The organism is Sphingomonas jatrophae (assembly GCF_900113315.1).
In the GTDB taxonomy this organism is placed as follows: Bacteria; Pseudomonadota; Alphaproteobacteria; order Sphingomonadales; family Sphingomonadaceae; genus Sphingomonas_P; species Sphingomonas_P jatrophae.
The window spans coordinates 882,439-903,899 of sequence record NZ_FOZG01000002.1 but is presented as its reverse complement, the minus strand read 5'-3'; the positions used below and the strand labels follow the sequence as shown (position 1 = coordinate 903,899).

Here is a 21,461-nt window from a genome sequence, read left to right as displayed (position 1 = left end):
GGATCAGATCAGCGCGAGCGCCATCAGTTCGCGTGCGAGGGCAGGCGGCAGCAGTTCCAATGCATCCGCGTCACCATCGGCGAAATCGGCGGGCGCGTCCGCCGCAACAAGGTAGCGCCAGCCCTGATGCGCCCGCTTCGGTCGCGCCCTGACAGGCACGACCAGTCCACCTAGCCGGATACGGCAGCGCCCCTCCTCCGTCTCGACAAAGCCGAGGATCGCCTGGCGGGCGACCAGCCGGTGCTTGACGATCCAGTAGATGGAGCCGCCGATCAGTTCTGCATGGCGCGTCGGGCGATAGCGCGTCTCGAGCCACGCCTCCGCGCCGCCGGCGGCACGGGCCTCCATACGCTCGATCAGCGCCTCCATCGACGCACAGCCGACCGCGACCTTGGTGAGATGCAGGGGATGCATGGGTGACGCTCAGGTGGGGAGCCCGAGGCCCTCCGACAAGAAGCGTCAGCCCGCTAAGCCTGCTGCCGTCGCCAGACCGAGGAAAGCGAGAAAGCCCATCGAGTCTGTGGTCATCGTCACGAATACCGACGAGGCGACCGCCGGATCGGCGCCCGCGCGGTCGAGGGCGACGGGCACCAGCACGCCCGCCAGCCCGGCGATGAAGATGTTGGTCATCATCGCCGCCGCGATCACGCCGCCCAGCGCCGGGCTGGTGAAGACGAGCGCGACGCCGATGCCGATCACCGCCGCCACGGTGACGCCGTTGAGCAGCGCCACGCGGATCTCGCGCGTGATCGAGCGCCATGTGTTCGACGCTGTCAGCTGGTTGGTGGCGATGGCGCGCACGGTAACCGCCATCGTTTGCGTGCCGGCATTGCCGCCGACACCCGCGACGATCGGCATCAGCGTGGCCAGCGCCACCATCCGCGCGATGGTGCCCTCGAACAGGCTGATGATGGTCGAGGCGACGAGCGCTGTCAGCAGGTTCGCCAGCAGCCAGCGCACGCGCGCGCGGTAGCTGTCCAGCACGGGCTCGTTGATGTCGCCTTCGCCCGCGCCGGAGAGGAGCAGCACGTCCTCGCCCGCTTCCTCCTGGATGATGTGGACCACGTCGTCCACGGTGATCATGCCGACGAGCCGCCCCGAGCCGTCGACCACCGCGGCGGAGATGAGCGCATATTTCTGGAAGCGGAGCGCCACCTCCTCCTGATCCATGTCGACCGGGATCAAGGTCTGCTCGCGCTGCATTACATCGGCAATGGCAACGCCGCGCGGCGTGCGCAGCACCCAGCTGAGCTTGCACGTGCCGACCGGATGGTGGCGCGAATCGACGACGTAGATCTCCCAGAAGTCAGTCGTCAGATCGGCATTGCGCCGAAGATAGTCGAGCACGTCGCCGACGGTCCAATGCTCGGGCACCGCGATCAGATCGCGCTGCATCAGGCGGCCGGCGGACTCCTCGGGATAGCTCAGCGCCTCTTCGATCGCGGCGCGATCGTCGGGTTCCAGCGCGCGCAGCACGGCGCGCTGGTCCTCGTCGTCCATCTCCTCGATGATCGCGACCGCGTCGTCCGTATCGAGCTGCGCGGCGATCTCGGCGACCTCGTGCGGCGCAAGCACGTCGATCAGCTCGTCGCGGACCCACTCGTTCATCTCGGCGAACACGTCCGCGTCGAGCCGGTCGGAGATGGCGGCGGCGAGGCCGGCGCGGCGATCCTGCGGCACCAGCTCGAACAGGTCGGCGATATCGGCGGGGTGAAGCGGCTCCACCAGCGCCCGCGCGCCCTCGGCATCGCCCTCATCCAGCCGCGCCAGCACGCCCCCGACGAAGCCGGGGTCCATGCGGTCGTCCTCGTCGTGCAGCGGCGCGCGTGCCTCTTCGGGGTCGAGCCCGGTATCGCTCATCTATGGCCTCCCGCTGCCGGATGGGTGCCGCCTTTGGGATAGTGCGGAGGCCCGCGCAAGCGAAAGGGCCGGGGAGTCGCCTCCCCGGCCCTTCGTTGATCGGTGGTACAGCGACGCGGAGTGAATCCGCGCCGTTGGCCGGCCCAATTTCGTCTCCGGGGCAGCATGTCGCTGCCCCGGTGCGAAATCAGAAGTCCATGCCGCCCATGCCGCCCATGCCACCCATGCCGCCGGGCATGCCGCCGCCGGCCGGAGCCTTGTCCTCCGGAGCGTCCGAAACGGCCGCCTCGGTGGTGATCAGCAGGCCGGCGACCGAGGCCGCGTTCTGCAGCGCGGTGCGGACGACCTTGGTCGGGTCGATCACGCCGGCCGTGACGAGGTTCTCGTACGTGTCGGTCTGCGCGTTGAAGCCGAGCGTCGGGTCGTTGCTCTCGAGCAGCTTGCCCGAGACCACCGCGCCGTCATGGCCGGCATTCTGCGCGATCTGGCGGACCAGCGCGGTCAGCGAGCGGCGGACGATGTCGATGCCGCGAGTCTGATCCTCGTTGGCGCCGGTCAGGCCCTCGAGCGACTTGGTCGCATAGAGGAGCGCGGTGCCGCCGCCGGGGACGATGCCCTCTTCCACGGCCGCGCGGGTCGCGTGCAGCGCGTCGTCGACGCGGTCCTTGCGCTCCTTGACCTCGACCTCGGACGAACCGCCGACCTTGATCACCGCGACGCCGCCTGCGAGCTTCGCCAGACGCTCCTGGAGCTTCTCGCGGTCGTAGTCGGACGTGGTGTTCTCGATCTGGCGGCGGATCGCCTCGACGCGGCCCTTGATCGCCTCGGCCTCACCCGCACCGTCGACGATGGTGGTGTTGTCCTTGTCGATCGAGACGCGCTTGGCGGTGCCGAGCATGCCGAGCGTGACGCTCTCGAGCTTGATGCCGAGATCCTCGGAGATCATCTCGCCCTTGGTCAGGATCGCGATGTCCTCGAGCATCGCCTTGCGGCGATCGCCGAAGCCCGGCGCCTTGACGGCCGCGACCTTCAGGCCGCCGCGCAGCTTGTTCACGACGAGCGTGGCCAGCGCCTCGCCCTCGATGTCCTCGGCGATGATGAGGAGCGGACGGCCGCTCTGCACCACGGCCTCAAGGATCGGCAGCATCGCCTGCAGGTTCGAGAGCTTCTTCTCGTGGATCAGGATGTACGGGTCGTTGAGCTCGACCGTCATCTTCTCCGGGTTGGTGATGAAGTAGGGCGACAGATAGCCGCGGTCGAACTGCATGCCCTCGACGACGTCCAGCTCGAACTCGAGGCCCTTGGCCTCCTCGACCGTGATGACGCCTTCCTTGCCGACCTTCTCCATCGCCTCGGCGATCTTCTCGCCGACGACGGTGTCGCCATTGGCCGAGATGATGCCGACCTGCGCGACTTCCTGCGAGCCCGAGACGGGCTTGGAGCGCGCCTTCACGTCGGCGACGACCTTCTCGACCGCCTGGTCGATGCCGCGCTTCAGATCCATCGGGTTCATGCCGGCCGCGACCGACTTCATGCCCTCGCGCACGATCGCCTGGGCGAGCACGGTGGCGGTGGTGGTGCCGTCACCGGCATTGTCGTTGGTCTTCGAGGCCACTTCGCGCAGCATCTGCGCGCCCATGTTCTCGAACTTGTCCTTGAGCTCGATCTCCTTGGCGACAGTGACGCCGTCCTTGGTGATGCGCGGCGCGCCGAAGCTCTTGTCGATCACGACGTTGCGGCCCTTGGGGCCGAGCGTCACCTTCACCGCATCGGCGAGGATGTCGACGCCGCGCAGGATGCGCTCGCGCGCGTCGCGGCTGAATTTCACGTCCTTGGCTGCCATGTGGCTACCCTTTCAGATGATAAGTTGACGAAGTTGACACTCAGAGGGGCTTTTCCGACCCCTCGCGGACGTGTCAGCCGATGATCCCGAGAATGTCGGATTCCTTCATGATCAGCAGGTCTTCGCCGCCGATCTTGACCTCGGTGCCCGACCACTTGCCGAACAGGATGCGGTCACCCGCCTTGACGTCGAGCGGGGTCACCTTGCCCGTCTCGTCCTTGGCGCCGGCACCGGCGGCGACGACTTCGCCTTCCTGCGGCTTTTCCTTGGCGGTATCGGGGATGATGATGCCGCCGGCGGTCTTTTCCTCGGCGTCGACGCGCTTCACCAGCACGCGGTCGTGCAGCGGGCGAAAGTTCATGGGGCTTCGTCCTTCCTGTCTCGCGGCGGCCATCCCGGCCCGCCCGCGCTGTCGTTGGAATGGGTCATTAGCACTCCCCGGGGGCGAGTGCTAACGGTCGCCATATGGGGCAGCGAGCCCGAGCGTCAAGCGCATGTGCGCGAAAGTTCCATGACGAGTTACCGGGCGATGCGACAGGGCGTGGCAGGGGCGGCGTGGATGGCGCGGGCGAAGGCTGCTAAGCGTCCGGCCCGGTTCGACAGGAGCGTCACGCGTGCGGTTTCTCAAGGGCATCTGGAAGCTGCTCGTCGGCGTCAAGGACGGGCTCGTCCTACTGTTCATGCTGCTCTTCTTCGGGGTGATGTTCGCTGCCCTGTCGCGCAGCCCCAATCCGCGGCTGCCGGCGTCCGGCGCGCTGGTGCTCGACCTGCGCGGCAGCCTCGTCGAGCAGCCCGAGGATGCCGACCCGTTCGAGGCGGTGAGCGGCAGCGGGCCGCTGACGCGCGAATATCGCCTGCGCGACGTGATCCGCGCGGTGGATGGCGCCGCGCGCGACGCATCGATCAAGGCGGTGGTGCTTGATCTCGACCGCTTCACCGGCGGCGGCCAGACGGCGATCGCGTCGCTGGGCGAGGCGCTCGACCGGGTGCGCCGCACGGGCAAGCCGGTGCTGGCCTTCGCCACCGGCTATACCGACGACAGCTACCAGCTGGCGGCGCACGCCACGGAGGTGTGGCTCGATCCGTTGGGCGCGGTGCTGCTGACGGGGCCGGGCGGATCGCGGCTCTACTATAAGGGCCTGCTCGACAAGCTGGGCGTGACCGCCAACGTCTACCGGGTCGGCACCTACAAGTCGGCGGTCGAGCCGTTCACCCGCACCGACGCGTCGCCCGAGGCGAAGGCGGCGGATCAGGCGCTGGTCGATGCGCTCTGGGGCACGTGGCGGGCCGAGGTGTCGCAGGCGCGGCCCAAGGCGAATCTGGCCGCCTATCTGGCCGATCCCGAGGCGGTGGCCCGCGCGAGCGGCGGCAATGTCGCGCAGGCGGCGCAGGCGGCGGCCATGGTCGACAGGCTGGGCGACCGGATCGCCTTCGGACGGCGGGTCGCGGCGCTGGCGGGCGCCTCCACCGACAAGGACGGCGACGGCTATCAGGCGATCGGCCTCGCTAACTGGCTGTCGGCCAATCCGGTGCCCGAAGGCCAGGTCGGCGTGCTGACCATCGCGGGCGAGATCGTCGATGGCGAGACGGGCCCCGGCCGGGCGGGCGGTGAGACGATCGCGCGGCTGGTGCTGCAGGCGGTGCGCGAGAAGCGGATCAGGGCGCTGGTGGTGCGCGTCGATTCGCCCGGCGGCTCGGTCACCGCGTCCGAGCGCATCCGCGGCGCGATCATGACGGCGCGGGCGGCGGGGATGCCGGTCGCGGTGTCGATGGGCAATGTCGCGGCGTCGGGCGGCTATTGGGTGTCGACGCCGGGACAGCGGATCTTCGCCGAGCCGTCGACCATCACCGGATCGATCGGCGTGTTCGGCATCATCCCGACCTTTGCCGGCACGCTGGAAAAGGTCGGCCTGTCCGCCGACGGCGTGGCGACGACGCCGCTGTCCGGCCAGCCCGACGTGCTGCGCGGCACCTCGCCGCAGTTCGACCGGCTGGTGCAACTCGGGATCGAGGACATCTATGGCCGCTTCATCGGCCTCGTCGCGCAGGCGCGCCGCCTGCCAGTCGCGCGGGTGGACGAGATCGGCCAAGGCCGCGTCTGGGCGGGCGGCACCGCGCGGCAGATCGGTCTGGTCGATCAGTTCGGCGGGCTGGACGACGCCATTGCGTGGGCGGCGGGGCAGGCCAAGCTGAGCGGCGGCAGCGCCCGCCCGCTGTTCATCGAGAAGGAGCCGAGCGCGTGGCGCGGCTTCCTGCGCGATCTGCTGCGGCGCGAGCGGGGCGACGGGCAGGGCGGCGACGCGTCCGTCGGCGATGCGTGGTCGATGCTGGCGAGCCGGCCGGAGCGGGCGGTGGCGCAGGCGATCGGCGATGCGCGGGCGATCGCGGCCGGGCCGGCAATCCAGGTGCGCTGCCTGCAATGCGGCGGCAGCGGCCGGCCGGTGCCCCCGCGCGACATGCGGCTGTGGCAGCTGCTGCTGGCGCGGATCGGCGCATGAGGCTGCGGCCGGCCATCCTTGACGATGCGGGCGCGATCGCGGCGCTCTACGGCTGGTATGTCGAGCATGGCGCGGTGACGTTCGAGGAGGTGCCGCCGACGCCCGACGAGATGGCCGCGCGGATCGCGCCGCCCGGGCTCTGGCTGGTAGCGGAGGCGGACGGAAGGCTGCTCGGCTATGCCTATGCCAAGCCGTTTCACGCCCGCGCCGCCTATCGCTGGACGTGCGAGACGAGCATCTATCTGGCGCATGACGCGCGCGGGCAGGGTGTCGGCGGGCGGCTCTATGCCGCGTTGCTGGAGCGGGTGACGGCGGCGGGCTTCGTCACCGCGATGGCGCTGATCACCGAGCCCAATCCGGAGAGCACGAACTTCCACGAACGGTTCGGCTTTGCCCGCGTCGGGCTGGCGCGCGGGGTCGGCTACAAGCAGGGGCGCTGGCACGATGTCGGCTATTGGCAGCGCGACCTTGCGTCCCGCGCGGTGCCACCGGTGGAGCCGCGACTGGCCTGACGTGCGGCAGGGTGGGCGCGCCGGTCATCCGACGCGCCCTCTCATGCGATCAGGCGAATTCGAGGATCACCGCATCCACCGCCAGGCTCTCGCCCGGCTTGGCCGAGACCTTGGCGACCGTGCCCGCCTTCTCGGCGCGGAGGATGTTCTCCATCTTCATCGCCTCGACCACGGCGAGCGGCTGGCCCGCCTCCACCTTGTCCCCCTCGCCCACGTGGATCGCGGTGACGAGGCCGGGCATCGGGCAGAGCAGATACTTCGAGAGATCCGGCGGGACCTTCTCGATCATGTGGCGGGCAAGCTCGGCCACGCGCGGGCTCAGCACCGTCAGGCTGTGGCTCGCCCCGCGGGTGGTGACGCGCCAGCCGGTGCGGTTCTTCTCGACGCGCAGCGCCAGCGGCTCGCCATTGACCGTCGCCTCGACGAGGCGCTGGCCGGGCAGATAGGGCGCATCGACGACGAAGCTCTCGCCATCCACCGTCACCGTATCGCCGCCGAGGCTGACGCGATGCTCCGCCTTGTCGAGCAGCACGACCCACTCGGTCGGCACCTCGCCCGAACCGCCGAGCTGCCCGTCGATCCGGCCGCCGCGCGCCGCCTCGGCACTGGCGAGCAGACCCGCCACCGCCGACAGCTTGGCCGACAGCCCGTCGGATGCGGGCGCGCCCTGGAACCCCTCGGGATATTCCTCGGCGATGAAGCCGGTCGTGATGTTGCCCTCGCGGAAGCGCGGGTGCTGCATCAGCGCGGAGAGGAAATCGATATTGTGGCCGATGCCGTCGATCTCGAACCGGTCGAGCGCGGCGATCTGCGCATCGATCGCGCCTTCGCGGGTAGGGGCGTGGGTGATCAGCTTGGCGATCATCGGATCGTAGAACATGCTGATCTCGCTGCCCTCGACGACGCCGTCATCGACGCGCACCTCGCCGCCTTCCGCCGCCTCGGCCGCAGGCGGGCGATAGCGGACGAGCCGGCCGGTGGAGGGCAGGAAGCCGCGATAGGGATCCTCGGCATAGACGCGATTCTCGACCGCCCAGCCGTCGATCTTCACGTCGTCCTGGGTGAAGGCGAGCTTTTCGCCATAAGCGACGCGGATCATCTGCTCGACCAGATCGAGGCCGGTGATGCACTCGGTGACGGGATGCTCCACCTGCAGGCGGGTGTTCATCTCGAGGAAGTAGAAGCTCTCGCCCGTCTTGTCGGCGCCGGAGACGATCAGCTCCACGGTGCCTGCCGAATAATAGCCGACGGCGCGCGCCAGCGCGACCGCCTGCTCCCCCATGGCCTTGCGCATCTGCGGCGTGACGAAGGGGGAGGGCGCCTCCTCCACCACCTTCTGATGGCGGCGCTGGATCGAGCATTCGCGCTCGTTCAGATAGAGGATGTTGCCGTGCTGGTCGCCCAGCACCTGGATCTCGATGTGGCGTGGGCTTTCGATGAACTTCTCGATGAACACGCGGTCGTCGCCGAAGCTCGACAGGCCCTCGCGCTTGGTCGCCTCGAAGCCCTCGCGCACGTCCTGCTCGGAATAGGCCAGGCGCATGCCCTTGCCGCCGCCGCCGGCGGACGCCTTCATCATCACCGGATAGCCGATGTCGGATGCGATCCGCACCGCCTCATCCGTGTCGGCGATCTCCCCGAGATAGCCGGGGACGACGTTGACGCCCGCTTCCTTGGCGAGCTTCTTGGATTCGATCTTGTCGCCCATCGCGGCGATCGCATTGGCCGGCGGCCCGATGAAGGCGATGCCGGCATCCGCCAGCGCCTTGGCGAACGAAGTCCGCTCCGACAGGAAGCCATAGCCGGGATGGACCGCCTCCGCCCCCGTCGCCTTGCAGGCGAGGATGATCTCGTCGGCGAGCAGATAGCTCTGCGCCGCGGGCGGCGGCCCAAGGCGGACGCGCTCGTCCGCCATCTCGACATGCGGGCTGCGGGCGTCGGCGTCCGAATAGACGGCGACCGTCTTGATGCCCATGCGCTTGGCGGTGCGGATCACGCGGCAGGCGATCTCGCCGCGGTTGGCGATCAGGATCTTCTTGAACATAGGGCCCTTTATCGTTGCGCGAGGAGAAGCGCCTGGAGGCGCAGGTCGGTCTGGCCGCCGCTGGCGTTGGTGGTGGTGGCGATCAGGCGGGCGGTGCGGCCGTCGGGCTGGCGCACGTCCCAGATGGTCTGCGCGGCGCCGCGACCGGTGCGGGTGCGGCCGCCGGCAAGGCTGAGTGCCTGCGCCACGCGCGCGGCGAGCGTCAGCTGATCGGCGGCGCCGGCAAGCTTGGTGCGGAGCGTACACTGGCGGCTGGGGACGCCGGCGGGCAGATCGTCGCCCGCGACATAGGTCAGCACCGCCTCGTCCGTGCGCCAGACGGTGGTGGGACCGGACCTGGCCTTGGGCTGCTCGGCCAGCGGCAGGCTGAGCGTCGGGATGGCAGCGCGCAGATCGTCGGGCTCGCGGAAATGCGCCCAGCAGCTCAGCTTGAACGTGTCCACCGCGGTTGCCGCATCGCTCGGCCGCAGCTTGGGCGCAGCCGCCTCGACCGGTGCCGGGGTGACCGGCGCAGGCGGGGCGGCGGCGGGGGCCGCAGCCTGGAGCAGGGCGGCGAGCAGCATCATGCCGCCGCGGTCATCCCGAGACGGGCGAGCAGAACGGTGTCGGCATCGTCGCCGGCATTGCCCGCGGTCAGCAGCTTGTCGCCCGAGAAGATCGAGTTCGCGCCCGCCATGAAGCACAAAGCCTGCGTGGACGCGCTCATGCTCTCGCGCCCGGCGGACAGGCGGACGATCGAGCGCGGCATGGTGATGCGCGCGACGGCGACGGTGCGGACGAACTCGATCTCGTCGATCTGCGCCATGGGCGTATCGGCCAGCATGTCGCCCAGTACCGTGCCCTTGACCGGCACCAGCGCGTTGATCGGCACGCTCTCGGGATGCTCCATCGTGGCGAGCGCGTGGATGAAGCCGACGCGGTCGGGCCGCTGTTCGCCGAGGCCCACGATGCCGCCGCAGCAGACGTTGATCCCCGCCGCGCGCACAGCCTCCAGCGTGTCGACCCGGTCCTGGAAGGTCCGCGTCGAGATGACGTTGGTGTAGTTTTCGGGCGAGGTGTCGATATTGTGGTTGTAGTAGTCGAGCCCGGCGTCGGCGAGCTGCTCGGCCTGGCGAGGCGTCAGCATGCCGAGCGTCATGCAGGTCTCCAGCCCCATCTGGCGGACGCCCTTCACCATCTCGACGATGGCGGGCATGTCGCGCTCCTTGGGGCTCCGCCATGCGGCGCCCATGCAGAAGCGGGTGGAGCCGCTGTCCTTAGCCTGCGCGGCGGCCTGGAGCACCGCGCGCGGGTCCATCAGCTTGGTTGCCTTCAGGCCCGTGTCGGCATGCGCGGACTGCGAGCAGTAGCCGCAATCCTCGACGCAGCCGCCCGTCTTGATCGACAGCAGGGTGGCTCGCTGGACGGCGTTCGGATCGTGGTTCGCGCGGTGGATCGTGGCGGCGCGGAACAGCAGTTCGGGCAGCGGCAGATCGAACAGATCGGCAATCTCGCCCCGCGTCCAGTCGGTGCGGACGGCATCCTCGGTCGGACGGTCCAGCAGGTCGGTCGTCATTTACGCCACTCCAGCGACTTGAGCTGTGCGGTGCGCGCGTCGGTCAGGCGCGCCCGGCAGAAAGCGGTCGTCATAGCCTGTGCCGAGCCGCCGGCATATTCCCCACCCTCAATCGCGCACTCCGCGTCGCGGAAGCGCAGCCACGCCCGCTGGCTGGCGAGCAAGGCGGCGGCATAGCCGAAGCCGCCGCCGCGCGATCCGTTCGCCGCATCGCGCCGCTTCATTGCGGCGTTGGTGACCGCCCATTGCCGCGCCATCGCCGCATTGGCACGCGTGAAGGCGGCACCCGCACAGCGGTTCAGCATCGCCTGGGTCGGCGCCTCGCCACAGCCGTTGATGCCGGCCGCCAGCGCAAGCAGCAGCAGGCTCACTCCGCCGCTTCCTGCTCGGGCGGCATGTTGTGGCCGAGCAATGCCAGCACCTGACCCGCCGCATCGACGAGGTTCGTGCCCGGGCCGAAGATGCCCTGCACGCCCGCATCGCGGAGATATTGGTAATCCTGCGCGGGGATGACGCCGCCGGCGATCACCTTGATGTCGGAGCGCCCCGCATCGCGGAGATGGCCGATCAGTTCGGGGATCAGCGTCTTGTGGCCCGCGGCCAGCGACGACGCGCCGACCACGTCGACATCCTCGCGGATCGCGACCTCGGCGGCTTCCCTGGGCGTCTGGAACAACGGCCCTGCGACGATCTCGAAGCCGAGATCGCCGAAGGCGGAGGAGACGAGGTTGGCGCCGCGATCATGGCCGTCCTGGCCCATCTTGGCGACGAACATCTTCGGCTTGCGGCCCTTGCGCCGCTCCACCGCCGACACGCCGTCGATGAGGTTCGTCCAGCGCGCATCGTCCTTGTAGGCGCCGCCATAGATGCCCTGCACGGGCGTGGGCGTGGTGCCGTAGCGGCCGAACACGTCCTCCATGGCGAGGCTGATCTCGCCGAGCGTCGCGCGCTTGCGGGCGCATTCCACGGCGAGTTCGAGAAGGTTGCCATTGCCCCGCGCGCCTTCGCGCAGCGCATCGAGCGCCGTCCGGCAAGCGGCTTCGTCGCGCTCGGCCTTGACCTTCTCGATCCGGCGGATCTGCGCCTCGCGCACGGCGACGTTGTCGACATCGAGGATCTCGATCGGATCCTCCTTGTCCTTGACGTATTTGTTGACGCCGACGACGACCTCTTCGACACGGTCGACGCGCGCGGCCTTGGCCGCCGACGCCTGCTCGATCATCGCCTTGGGCCAGCCCGCGGCGACCGCCTTGGCCATGCCGCCCTCGGCCTCGACCTTCTCGATGATCTCCCACGCGCGGTCGACCAGTTCCTTGGTCAGGCTCTCGATATAGTAGGAGCCGCCCAGCGGATCGACGACGTTGCACATGCCGGTCTCCTCTTGGATGACCAGCTGCGTGTTGCGCGCGATGCGGGCGGAGAAATCGGTCGGCAGCGCGATGGCTTCGTCGAGCGCGTTGGTGTGGAGCGACTGGGTGCCGCCCAGCATCGCCGCCATCGCCTCGATCGTGGTGCGCATGACGTTGTTATAGGGGTCCTTCTCGGTCAGCGAGACGCCGCTCGTCTGGCAGTGCGTGCGCAGCATCTTGGAGCGCTCGTCCTTGGCGCCCAGCTGCGTCATCACGCGGTGCCACAGCACGCGCGCGGCGCGGAGCTTGGCGATCTCCATGAAGAAGTTCATGCCGATCGCGAAGAAGAAGCTGAGGCGCCCGGCGAACTTGTCGATGTCGAGGCCGGAGGCGACGCCGTATTTCACATATTCCATGCCGTCGGCGATGGTGAAGGCAAGCTCCTGCACCTGCGTGGCACCGGCTTCCTGCATGTGGTAGCCGGAGATCGAGATGCTGTTGAACTTGGGCATCTCACGCGACGTGTAGCCGAAAATGTCGGAGATGATCCGCATGCTCGGCTCGGGCGGGTAGATATAGGTGTTGCGGACCATGAACTCCTTGAGGATGTCGTTCTGGATGGTCCCGTCGAGCAGTTTGCGATCGACGCCCTGCTCCTCGCCCGCGACGATGAAGAAGGCGAGGATCGGGATCACCGCGCCGTTCATCGTCATCGAGACCGACATCTTGTCGAGCGGGATGCCGTCGAACAGGATCTTCATGTCGTCGATCGTGTCGATGGCAACGCCCGCCTTGCCGACATCGCCCGTCACGCGTGGATGGTCGCTGTCATAGCCGCGGTGGGTGGCGAGATCGAAGGCGACCGAGAGGCCCTTCTGCCCCGCCTTCAGGTTGCGGTGGTAGAAGGCGTTGGACTCCTCGGCCGTCGAGAAGCCGGCATATTGCCGGATCGTCCAGGGGCGCCCGGCATACATGGAGGCGCGCACGCCGCGGGTGAAGGGCGCGAAGCCGGGCAGGCCGGGATCGATGCCGGCCACGTCCTCGGCCGTGTAGAGCGGCTTCACTTCGATGCCCTCGGGCGTCGCCCAGGTGAGGTCCTTGCCCTTCACCTCCTTGGCGGCGGCAGCGGCCCAGTGGTCGAGCGTCGGCGTGGTCGCGGGGGCGGCCGGCTCGGCCTTGCGTGTCGCGCCGCTGTCCTCGCCCGTGTTCAGCTCGATCTCGGCCATGCTCATCGTCCCTCGAACTGCGGCTTCCGCTTTTCCGCAAAGGCGGCGACGGCCTCGCGGAAATCGGCGGTGCGGCCCGCCACGCGCTGATTGTCCCGCTCGGCATCCAGCGTCTCGTCGAGCGTCTGGCTGAGCGCGGCGGCGACCTGGCGACGGATCATGCCGATCGCGACCGTCGGCCCGGCGGCCAGCTTCGCCGCGATCGCCTGCGCCTGCTCCAGCACCGAGCCGTCATCGACCACACGGGTGACGAGACCTGCCTCATGCGCCTGATCGGCGGCCAGCTTCTCACCCAGCAGCGCCATTTCCAACGCCTTGGCGCGGCCGGCCCCCTTGGCGACGAGCCACGTCGCGCCGGCATCGGGCACGAGGCCGATATTGACGAAGGCGAGCAGCAGATAGGCCGAGCGTGCCATCACGACGATGTCGCCGAGCAGCGCGAGGCCGCAGCCCGCACCCGCCGCCAGCCCGTTCACCGCGGTGACGACGGGCACGTCGAGCGCGGCGATCTTGCGGCTGAAGGGATTATAGGCGCGGTCGATGATCGCGCCGAGATCCTCGGGGAGTGCATCGTCGCCCTCGCCGTGCAGATCCGCCCCCGAGCAGAAGGCGCGGCCCTCACCCGTGATGACCAGCGCGCGCGCACCCTGTTCGAGCGCGGCGTCGATCGCGTGGCTGGCCTCGTCGAACAGCGAGGGGACGAGCGCGTTCAGCCGCTCCGGCCGGGCGAGCGTGATCGTGGCGACGCGGTCGGCCAGATCGAGGCGGATGTGGCGGTAGGTCAATGCCCGGCACCTTCCTTTGGAGATTCCATGATCTCGGTCAGCACGCCGTTCATGTCCTTGGGGTGGACGAAGAAGATCAGCGTGCCGTGCGCACCGATGCGGGGTTCGCCCAGCACGCGCGCGCCGCGGCCCTCGAACCACGCCTTGGCTTCGTGGATGTCGGGCACTTCGTAGCACATGTGGTGCTGCCCGCCGGCCGGGTTCTTGGCGATAAAGCCGTGGATCGGCGACTCCGCCCCCAGCGGCTCGATCAGCTCGATCTGCGTGCCAGCCGTGCCATTCTCGCCGGGCGTATCGACGAAGCACACCTTCACGCCTTGCGCCGGCAGGTCGAACGGATCGTGGATCTTCGTCGCGCCCATCACGTCGCGATAATAAGCGATGCTCTTCTCGAGCGAGGGCGTCGCGACGCCGATATGGTTGAGGCGGCCGAGCTTCATGCGTCCATCCTTAAAGCGGGATGTTGTCGTGCTTCTTCCAAGGGTTCTCCAGCTGCTTGCCGCGCAGCTTGCGGAGGCCCAGTGCGATGCGGCGGCGGGTGGAGTGAGGCATAATCACCTCGTCGATGAAGCCCTTGGACGCCGCCACGAACGGGTTGGCGAAGCGCGCTTCATATTCAGCAGTGCGCGCGGCGATCTTATCGGGGTCGCCGATATCCTTGCGGAAGATGATCTCCACCGCACCCTTCGCACCCATCACGGCGATCTCGGCGGTCGGCCAGGCGTAGTTGAGGTCGCCGCGCAGATGCTTGGAGCTCATCACGTCATAGGCGCCGCCATAAGCCTTGCGCGTGATGACGGTGATCTTCGGCACGGTCGCCTCGGCATAGGCGAAGAGCAGCTTCGCGCCGTGCTTGATGATGCCGTTATGCTCCTGCGCGGTGCCGGGGAGGAAGCCTGGCACGTCGACGAAGGTGACGATCGGGATATCGAAGGCGTCGCAGAAGCGGACGAAGCGACCGCCTTTCTTGGCCGAATTGATGTCGAGCACGCCCGCCAGCGCCAGCGGCTGATTGGCGACGATGCCAACGGTGCGCCCCTCGATCCGGCCGAAGCCGGTGACGATGTTGGGCGCATGCGTCGGCTGCGTCTCGAAGAAATCGCCCTCGTCGACGACCTTCCGGATCAGCTCCTTCATGTCGTAGGGCTTGTTGGCGTTGTCGGGGATGAGCGTGTCGAGGCTCATGTCCAGCCGGTCGGCGGCGTCGTCGGTCGGCCGCTCGGGCACCTCGACGCGGTTGCTGAGCGGCAGAAAATCGAAGAAATCGCGCGTGGCGAGCAACGCCTCAATGTCATTCTCGAACGCGACGTCGGCCACGCCCGACTTGGTCGTGTGGGTGACGGCGCCGCCCAGTTCCTCCTGCGTCACCACCTCGTTGGTGACGGTCTTTACCACATCCGGCCCGGTGACGAACATGTAGCTGCTGTCCTTCACCATGAAGATGAAGTCCGTCATCGCCGGCGAATAGACCGCGCCGCCCGCGCACGGGCCCATGATCAGGCTGATCTGCGGCACGACGCCGGAGGCGAGCACGTTGCGCTGGAACACCTCGGCATAGCCGCCGAGCGAAGCGACGCCTTCCTGGATGCGCGCGCCGCCGGAATCGTTGAGGCCGATCACGGGCGCGCCAACCTTCAGCGCCATGTCCATGATCTTGCAGATCTTCTGCGCGTGCCGCTCGGACAGCGAGCCGCCGAAGACGGTGAAATCCTGGCTGAAGACGAAGACCAGCCGGCCGTTGATCGTGCCGGAGCCCGTGACCACGCCGTCGCCGGGGATCACCGTGTCCTGCATGCCGAAATCGACGCAGTTGTGCTCGACGTAGGCGTCCACCTCCTCGAACGAGCCGGGATCGAGCAGCACGTCCAGCCGCTCGCGCGCAGTGAGGCGGCCTTTCTTGTGCTGCGCGTCGATGCGCGCCTGACCGCCGCCCAGCCGCGCCTCGGCGCGCTTCTTTTCCAGCTTCTCCAGGATCGCGAGCACACTACCTCCACTTGGCCGGGCGCTTCCCCTCGCAAGCATGCCGCGATAAGTCCAATGTGAAGTTGCGGAATTGCGAACCATGGATCTGCATACAGGGACGCTACAGGCCGCGCCGGTGCGGCTGTTCGCCGGCGGCGCGATCCGCCGGCTGCGGCGCGAGGCGGGGCTGGGGCAGGCGGCATGCGCGGCGCGGCTGGGCCTGTCGGTCAGCTATCTGTCGCAGCTGGAGAATGACGACCGGCCGGTGACGGCGGCGGTGGATGCGGCGCTGGCGCGGGCCTTTCCGGCGGCGTGGAGTCGTGCGCAGGGCGTCCACCTCGCCGGGCTGGCGGAGGCGCTGGCCGACCCCCTGTTCGCCGATCTCGACGAGGCGCCCGGCCTCGCGCGGGCGGGCGAGGCGGCGCCCGCGCTGGCGCAGCGTTTCCTTCGCCTCCACGCTGCATGGCGCGCAACCGAGGAGGCGCGCCACATGCGCGACGAGGCGCTGGCGAGCGGGGTCTCGGGCGGGGAGGGCGCGCGCTTGCCGTGGGAGGAAGTGCGCGACTGGTTTCACCTCGCCGGCAATTATGTCGATCCGATCGACCGGGCGGCCGAAGCGCTGGCCGACGCACTGGGCGGGGCGGATGACGAGGCGCTCGCCCGCCGCCTGCGCGACCGGCACGGTGTCGTCATCGACACGGCAGGCGGCGAGGCACAGCCGCTCCGGGCGTTCGACCGTGCCGCGCGGCGGCTGACGATCGACCGGGTGGCGCCGCCCGCCAGCCGCCGCTTCCTGCTGGCGCACCAGCTGGCGGCGATGGAGCTGGACGGCGAGATCGCCGTGGTTGCGGCAGCGGCGGACCTGCGCACTGGCGAGGCGCGGCGGCTGCTGGCGGTCGGCCTCGCCAATTATGCCGCGGGGGCGCTGACCATGCCCTATGGCGACTTCCGCACGGCGGCGCGGGCGATGCGCCACGACATCGACCGGCTGGCGCAGCGCTTCGCGGTCAGCTTCGAGCAGGCGTGCCACCGCCTGTCCACCCTGCAGCGGCCGGACGCGCGGGGGCTGCCCGTCTTCTTCTGTCGCGTCGATATGGCGGGCAACATCACCAAGCGCCATTCGGCGACGCGGCTGCAATTCGCCCGCTTCGGCGGCGCCTGCCCGCTCTGGATCGTGCACGAGGCGGTCGCGATCCCTGATCGCATCCTCGTCCAGCTGGCGGAAACGCCCGACGGCGTGCGCTATGTGTCGATGGCCAAGGGGCTGGTGAAGCCATCGGGCAGCTTTGCGCGAGCCCCGCGCCGCTATGCCGTCGCGCTCGGCTGCGAGGCGAGCCATGCGGCCGAGTTCATCTATGCCGATGGGATCGACGTGAGCACGGGGGCGGCGACGCCGATCGGCATCTCCTGCCGCCTGTGCCCCCGCCCGGATTGCGACCAGCGCGCCTTCCCACCAGCCGAGCGGCCGATCGCGGTTGACCCCGACGTGCGCGGGGTGGTGCCGTACAAGGTGCTGTGATGCGCCAGCCGGGCCCGTGAGCGGGCTCCGGCCGGCGCATGCGGTTACTTGGCGGTGACGGTCAGCTCGGTGCGGCGATTCTCGAACTGCCCCTCGCTGGTGGCGTTGCTGTCGGTCGGGTTGGCCTCGCCGCCCGATACCGCCTCAAGCCGGCTGGCATCGATGCCCTTGGCGGTGAGCGCCGCGACCACCGCCTGCGCGCGCTCTGCGCCGAGCGTCGCGTTCGCCGCACCCGAACCGCGAGCGTCGGTATAGCCGGTGATGCGGCCACGCGCGGCCGGATAGGCGGCGAGGATCTGCGCGAGCGCATCGACATTTGCCTGATCCTCCGGCCGGATCACAGCGGAGCTGGTGTCGAAGTTCAGCTTGTCGAACTGGAAGGTGCGCGGCGCGGCCTCGTTGGAGGCAAGGTAGCGCTGCAGCGAATAGTTGAGCGAGTTCGGCTCGACGTTCACCGACGTGCCGTTGGGCAGCGCCACCGCCTCCACCGGCAGCGCCGCCGTCGCCCCCGACGCCGTTGCCGTGGCGGCCGGATCGGCGACCGGTGCAGGCTCGTCGCGATCTAAGCAGCTGCGCAGCAGCAGGAGCAGGAGAATCACGCCGACGATGCCGACGATCCACGGCAGGTAGAAATTGCCGCGCGGCTTGGCATCGTCCACCGCCCGGTTCTTGACCGGTGGCAGCAGGCCATCATGCGAGGCCCCGGCAGCACCCGCCGCCGCGCCGACGGCCGCAACGGGCATGTCGAGCAGGGCGGCGGTGTTGTTTAAATGCACCTTCTCGTCCACGCGGGCGACCGCGCTCAGCGGCAGGTGATGATGCTTGCCGTCGCCGGCATCCTTGCGCGCCAGCTTGATGCCGTCGTCGCCGGCATGATCCACCGTGCCGACATGCACGCCGACGGAATCGACCACGGCCATGTGCGCGCGGATATCCGATGCCTTCACCATCCCTGCCTCCTGTCCTTCAGGCAGGCAACAACCGGCAATTACAAGTCGTTCCGGTGCCGCGTCCGCTTACCCGCGATGAAAGGCGTCGCGCACGCTGGCCGTGCCGAGCGTGACGGCGAAGAGACTGGCGGCGAGGATCGGCACGAGCGCGAAATGGGTCCCGATGAAGTTCAGCATGGCAGGTCTCCTTGGTTGGTGCCGCTGCCTTGCGCCCCGCTGCCCGCCGCTTCCTTGACCGCGGTCAAAGTTGGTCGCGGGGCGGAGCCGTCCTATGTGGAGGCGCGATGACGGCCCCTGTCTGCTCCGATTGCGCGGTACGCGACCGGGCGCTGTGCGGCGCGCTCGACGACGTGCAGCTGGGTGCGCTGAACCGACTGGGGCGGCGGCGCAGGCTGGCGGCGGGCGAACGCTTCGCCTGGGCGGGTGATGAGAGCGACGTCTGCGCCAACCTGCTGTCGGGCATACTGACGCTGACCACCTCCAGCCTGGGTGGCGAAGAGCAGATCGTCGGCCTGCTCTACCCCGCGGACTTCGTCGGCCGCCCTTGGGCGACCCGCGCGGACTTTACGGTCACGGCGCTCGCCCCAGCCGAGCTGTGCGTCTTCCCGCGCGAGGGATTCGAGCGCGTGCTGGCGGAGCATCCGGCGATGGAGCGGCTGCTGCTGGAACGCACGCTGGCAGCACTCACCGAGGCACGGGGCCGCATGCTGACGCTCGCGCGCGGATCGGCGGAGGCGCGCATCGCCGGCTTCCTGCTCGACATCGCCGCGCGGGCGGGCGGATGCAGCGGGGCGCCGGGCCTGCCGGTCACGTTCGATCTGCCGCTCGATCGTGCCGGGATCGCCCGGCTGCTCGGCCTGACGATCGAGACGGTGAGCCGGCGGCTCACGCGATTCGAGCGCGACGGGCTGGTGCGGCTGCCGGCGCGGCGAGCGGTGACGATCCTCGACCCCGATGCCCTCGCCCGCCTCGCGGCGGGTTGAACCCTCAGCCCGCCAGCGCCTTTGCCCGGCGGCGCTGCACCGACGAGCCGAGGCCGATCGCCTCGCGATATTTGGCGACGGTGCGGCGCGCGAGATCGAAGCCGCGCTCGTTGAGCAGCTCGACCAGCTTGTCGTCGGAGAGGATCTTGTCGCCCTCGTTCGCGATCAGCCGGGCGATATGGCTTTTCACCGCCGCCGCACTCGCAGCCTCGCCACCGTCGGCCGAGGCGACGCCGCTCGTGAAGAAATATTTGAGCTCGAACAGGCCGCGCGCGCAGCTGAGATACTTGTTCGAGGTGACGCGGCTGACAGTCGATTCGTGCATGCCGATCGCGTCCGCCACCGCCTTCAGCGTCAGCGGCCTGAGCGCCTCGACGCCGTGGAGGAAGAAACCCTCCTGCTGCTTGACCAGTTCGGTCGCCACCTTGACGATGGTGCGCGCGCGCTGATCGAGCGCCTTGGCCAGCCAGTTGGCCGATTGCAGGCAGTCGGCCAGCCACGCCCTGGACGCCTTGTCCTGCGCACCCGACGACAGCTCGACATAATAGCTGCGGTTGACCAGCACGCGGGGCAGCGTGGCGGCGTTGAGCTCGATCGCCCAGCCGGCCTTGGTCCGCGCGACGAACAGATCGGGCGTGACGGGGGCCGCCGGCTCCCCGCCGAAGCGCAAACCTGGCTTCGGATCGTAGGCGCGCAGCTCGCGGATCATGTCCGCCAGATCCTCGTCGTCCACCCGGCAGATGCGCTTGAGCTGCGCGAGCTGGCCGCGCGCGACCAGATCAAGGTTTGCGATCAGCGCGGCCATGCAGGGATCGTAGCGATCCGCCTCGCGGGCCTGGAGTGCGAGGCATTCGGCGAGGCTGCGCGCACCGACGCCGGTCGGATCGAAGCCCTGCACGATCGTCAGCACCCGCTCCACCGCCGACTCCGCAAGGCCGAGGCGCAACGCCACTTCACCGAGTGGCGCTGTAAGGTATCCGGCATCGTCGATCAGGTCGATCAGATGCTCGGCGATCAGCCGGTCGCGTTCGCGCAGCGCAAGGCCGGCCTGCGCGCGCAGGTGATCGTGGAGCGACAGGCCGCCGGCGCCCAGGCCGTCAATGTCGGGCGCCTCGTCGCCACCGGCGCTCCGCCCGCCGTCGATACCGAACGCGCCGTCCAACCCCGGCGCGCCGTCGGTCGGGCCGTCATGGTGGAAGGTTTCGGCCGCATAATCGGCATCGAGCGGGGCGTCCGCGGCGGCGTCGCCCGTCTCGATCAGGCGGTCGGCGCTCTCGGGCTCGGGCGCCTCGTCACCACCGCCATCGGCGTCGTGCGTGTCCGCGGCGGGCTCGCTTGGCTCCTCCTCGCGCGCGGTTTCCAGCAGCGGGTTCTTCTCGATCTCCTCGGCGACCGCCGCTTCGACTTCCAGGTTGGACAGCGCGAGCAGGCGGATCGCCTGCTGCAACTGCGGCGTCATCACCAGCGACTGCGACTGGCGCAGGTCGAGGCGGGGGGCGAGGCTCATGCGCGCAACGGGGAGGGGCGCTGAGGCATAACGCTAGAGCGAGAAACCCTCGCCGAGATACAGCCGCCGCACATCCTCGTCGCGCACCAGCGCCTCGGGCGCGCCCTGGAACAGCACGCGGCCGTCATAGATGATCGCCGCACGGTCGACGATCTCCAGCGTCTCGCGGACGTTGTGATCGGTGATGAGCACGCCGATGTCGCGCCGCTTCAGATCGCGCACCAGATCGCGGATGTCGGCGATGGAGATGGGATCGATGCCGGCGAACGGCTCGTCCAGCAGGATGATCGACGGATCGGCGGCCAGCGCGCGGGCGATCTCGGCCCGCCGCCGCTCGCCGCCCGACAGCGCCATGGCGGGGGCATCGCGCAGGTGCGTCAGGTGAAACTCGTCGAGCAGGGTCTGCAGCCGCGCGGCGCGGCCGGCGGCGGTCGGCTCGGACAGTTCCAGCACCGCCATGATGTTCTGCCCGACCGTGAGGCCGCGGAAGATGGAGGTTTCCTGCGGGAGATAGCCGAGGCCGAGGATCGCGCGGCGATACATGGGCAGGCCGGTAATATCCTCGCCGTCGAGCAGGATGCGGCCGGCATCGGGCTTCACCAGGCCCATGACCGAATAGAAGCAGGTCGTCTTGCCCGCTCCATTGGGGCCGAGCAGGCCGACCACCTCGCCGCGCGCGACATCGAGGCTGACATCGGACAGCACCTGCCGCCGGTCATAGGCCTTGGCGATGGAGACGATCGACAGGCCGCGGCCGATGGCGCCGCCGCCGCCGGACGGATCGGCCAGATCGAGGATGGCGGCGTCGTTCATGCTCGTTCCCGAATGCGGGCGGAAAGGTAGCGAAGGGCAAGGGCGCCGGCAACCG

General features: G+C 69.1%; 19 protein-coding genes. 4 read left to right on the top strand and 15 right to left on the bottom strand.

What is annotated here, in order from left to right; all coding sequences use genetic code 11:
- Positions 1–3: 3 nt before the first annotated feature.
- From BM360_RS13680 to groES, 4 genes are all read right to left on the bottom strand, one after another.
- Positions 4–414 carry a DUF1489 family protein gene (locus BM360_RS13680; RefSeq protein ID WP_093315508.1) on the bottom strand — a complete coding sequence of 137 codons (411 nt, stop codon included), beginning with the start codon at positions 412–414 and terminating at the stop codon, positions 4–6.
- Between the two features lie 45 nt (positions 415–459).
- Positions 460–1,860: a magnesium transporter gene (gene mgtE, locus BM360_RS13675; RefSeq protein ID WP_093315506.1), complete on the bottom strand. Its 1,401-nt coding sequence runs from the start codon at positions 1,858–1,860 to the stop codon at positions 460–462.
- A 187-nt stretch (positions 1,861–2,047) separates the two neighbouring features.
- Positions 2,048–3,703 carry a chaperonin GroEL gene (gene groL, locus BM360_RS13670; RefSeq protein WP_093315504.1) on the bottom strand — a complete coding sequence of 552 codons (1,656 nt, stop codon included), beginning with the start codon at positions 3,701–3,703 and terminating at the stop codon, positions 2,048–2,050.
- Positions 3,704–3,776: 73 nt separating this feature from the next.
- The gene (gene groES / locus BM360_RS13665) at positions 3,777–4,064 is read right to left on the bottom strand and encodes a co-chaperone GroES (protein WP_093315503.1); all 288 of its coding nucleotides are present in this window, start codon (positions 4,062–4,064) and stop codon (positions 3,777–3,779) included.
- A gap of 253 nt (positions 4,065–4,317) precedes the next feature.
- Here groES and sppA point away from each other — a divergent pair, with 253 nt between their 5' ends.
- Positions 4,318–6,201, top strand: coding sequence for a signal peptide peptidase SppA (gene sppA / locus BM360_RS13660; RefSeq protein WP_093315501.1), 1,884 nt, complete (start codon positions 4,318–4,320; stop codon positions 6,199–6,201).
- A complete protein-coding gene (locus BM360_RS13655; protein WP_093315499.1) occupies positions 6,198–6,713 on the top strand; it encodes a GNAT family N-acetyltransferase in 516 nt (171 codons plus the stop codon). The genes sppA and BM360_RS13655 overlap by 4 nt, the downstream gene beginning before the upstream one ends.
- A gap of 49 nt (positions 6,714–6,762) precedes the next feature.
- Here BM360_RS13655 and BM360_RS13650 read toward each other — a convergent pair whose 3' ends face one another.
- Genes BM360_RS13650 through BM360_RS13615 form a run of 8 tightly spaced genes read right to left on the bottom strand, consistent with a single transcriptional unit; the run spans position 6,763 to position 15,694 of the window.
- On the bottom strand, positions 6,763–8,757 hold the full coding sequence (locus BM360_RS13650; protein ID WP_093315498.1) for an acetyl-CoA carboxylase biotin carboxylase subunit: 1,995 nt from the start codon (positions 8,755–8,757) through the stop codon (positions 6,763–6,765).
- Between the two features lie 8 nt (positions 8,758–8,765).
- The gene (locus BM360_RS13645; RefSeq protein WP_242653482.1) at positions 8,766–9,323 is read right to left on the bottom strand and encodes a hypothetical protein; all 558 of its coding nucleotides are present in this window, start codon (positions 9,321–9,323) and stop codon (positions 8,766–8,768) included.
- Complete coding sequence (bioB, locus tag BM360_RS13640) at positions 9,320–10,312, bottom strand: biotin synthase BioB (RefSeq protein WP_093315496.1); 993 nt, start codon at positions 10,310–10,312, stop codon at positions 9,320–9,322. The genes BM360_RS13645 and bioB overlap by 4 nt, the downstream gene beginning before the upstream one ends.
- The gene (locus tag BM360_RS13635) at positions 10,309–10,683 is read right to left on the bottom strand and encodes a lysozyme inhibitor LprI family protein (RefSeq protein WP_242653481.1); all 375 of its coding nucleotides are present in this window, start codon (positions 10,681–10,683) and stop codon (positions 10,309–10,311) included. The genes bioB and BM360_RS13635 overlap by 4 nt, the downstream gene beginning before the upstream one ends.
- Positions 10,680–12,887, bottom strand: a complete 2,208-nt coding sequence (gene scpA, locus BM360_RS13630) for a methylmalonyl-CoA mutase (protein ID WP_093315494.1) — start codon at positions 12,885–12,887, stop codon at positions 10,680–10,682. The genes BM360_RS13635 and scpA overlap by 4 nt, the downstream gene beginning before the upstream one ends.
- 2 nt (positions 12,888–12,889) lie before the next feature.
- A complete protein-coding gene (locus BM360_RS13625; protein ID WP_093315492.1) occupies positions 12,890–13,672 on the bottom strand; it encodes an enoyl-CoA hydratase-related protein in 783 nt (260 codons plus the stop codon).
- A complete protein-coding gene (gene mce / locus BM360_RS13620; RefSeq protein WP_093315490.1) occupies positions 13,669–14,112 on the bottom strand; it encodes a methylmalonyl-CoA epimerase in 444 nt (147 codons plus the stop codon). The genes BM360_RS13625 and mce overlap by 4 nt, the downstream gene beginning before the upstream one ends.
- A gap of 10 nt (positions 14,113–14,122) precedes the next feature.
- Positions 14,123–15,694, bottom strand: coding sequence for an acyl-CoA carboxylase subunit beta (locus tag BM360_RS13615; RefSeq protein ID WP_423228910.1), 1,572 nt, complete (start codon positions 15,692–15,694; stop codon positions 14,123–14,125).
- Between the two features lie 40 nt (positions 15,695–15,734).
- On the opposite strand from BM360_RS13615, the gene BM360_RS13610 reads away from it, so the two are divergent.
- On the top strand, positions 15,735–17,153 hold the full coding sequence (locus BM360_RS13610; RefSeq protein WP_093315486.1) for a helix-turn-helix transcriptional regulator: 1,419 nt from the start codon (positions 15,735–15,737) through the stop codon (positions 17,151–17,153).
- Between the two features lie 44 nt (positions 17,154–17,197).
- Here BM360_RS13610 and BM360_RS13605 read toward each other — a convergent pair whose 3' ends face one another.
- Entirely contained in the window at positions 17,198–18,103 is a 906-nt protein-coding gene (locus BM360_RS13605; RefSeq protein WP_093315484.1) for a DUF2171 domain-containing protein, read from the bottom strand.
- Positions 18,104–18,387: 284 nt separating this feature from the next.
- Here BM360_RS13605 and BM360_RS13600 point away from each other — a divergent pair, with 284 nt between their 5' ends.
- Positions 18,388–19,086, top strand: coding sequence for a Crp/Fnr family transcriptional regulator (locus BM360_RS13600; RefSeq protein ID WP_093315482.1), 699 nt, complete (start codon positions 18,388–18,390; stop codon positions 19,084–19,086).
- A 4-nt stretch (positions 19,087–19,090) separates the two neighbouring features.
- Here BM360_RS13600 and rpoN read toward each other — a convergent pair whose 3' ends face one another.
- Both rpoN and lptB read right to left on the bottom strand, forming a co-directional pair.
- The gene (gene rpoN, locus BM360_RS13595) at positions 19,091–20,593 is read right to left on the bottom strand and encodes an RNA polymerase factor sigma-54 (protein WP_093315479.1); all 1,503 of its coding nucleotides are present in this window, start codon (positions 20,591–20,593) and stop codon (positions 19,091–19,093) included.
- A 33-nt stretch (positions 20,594–20,626) separates the two neighbouring features.
- Positions 20,627–21,406: an LPS export ABC transporter ATP-binding protein gene (gene lptB, locus BM360_RS13590; RefSeq protein WP_093315477.1), complete on the bottom strand. Its 780-nt coding sequence runs from the start codon at positions 21,404–21,406 to the stop codon at positions 20,627–20,629.
- Between the last annotated feature and the right edge of the window lie 55 nt (positions 21,407–21,461).